1 protein-coding gene is annotated in these 836 nt (G+C 48.4%); it reads right to left on the bottom strand.

Annotated features, from left to right (window positions below; translation table 11 throughout):
• Positions 1-836, bottom strand: an 836-nt coding sequence (locus R7Q09_RS24840) for a DUF294 nucleotidyltransferase-like domain-containing protein (protein WP_318143784.1), incomplete at both ends; no start/stop codon positions are given.

The raw sequence follows: 836 nt of genomic DNA on the forward strand, positions 1-836 counted from the left end.
GTTTACTCAATTGCTGATGAAGGCGAATCTTAAAGAACAGCTTCAACGCTTCGTTTAAGTTGTCTGCGGTCTCCGGTTCTAAGATGCGTTTTTTTCTTAGTGCTTCGATGCGTTCAAAGGTGTTTTTTTCTTCAATCGCATATTCCAACGACAAGGTGCGAATACCATGCACGATAGGGAAGATGCCACCACGTTTGATATCCAAACCATCCTTGGCACTTTTTACGTTGCCAAACAAAGTAAGGGGCACGGAAAATTGCAAAGCAGGGCGCGTGAAATCCGACAAAACCAGCATGCGATCTTTCATGCTGTCTCTGAGGTGATTTGCTATTGGGGTGAGAAGCTCTCGATTCCCTGCTACTGCATGTGCGTCACTGAAAATCGCCAAGTCCATGATTGGTTCAGGTTCCGCCTTCGCAATCCAATGATCTAAGGTGTGGATCCACTCTTGCTGTGTTTTGACCCATTTCGGGTTGTTGACCATCACTTTTCCGGGGCAGAGTGGGTAACCAAGCTGCTGCAGAGTATGGGTGAATGATTGCATCACTTGTTCGCAATGCGGCCATTCTAGCCCGTCTTCAATAATGAGCGCGTTGTCTTGGTCGGTCTTAAGAATTTGCTCGCCACGCCCTTCTGAGCCCAGCACGATCAAACAACAGTGGTCGTGCAAAGCGGGTGGCACCACCAGTTCAAAGGCTTTTTCGATAATTTGTTCGTTTACCGCAGAGATGAGCTCCATGATGAAGCGAGTGCGGATGCCGTTTCTCAGCAAGCTTTCTACCAGTTGACGTTGGCGGTTTGAGGCCAACGCCAGTTCTTCTACGCTGCTTGCTCGT

Source organism: Vibrio sp. 2130-1 (genome assembly GCF_033339515.1).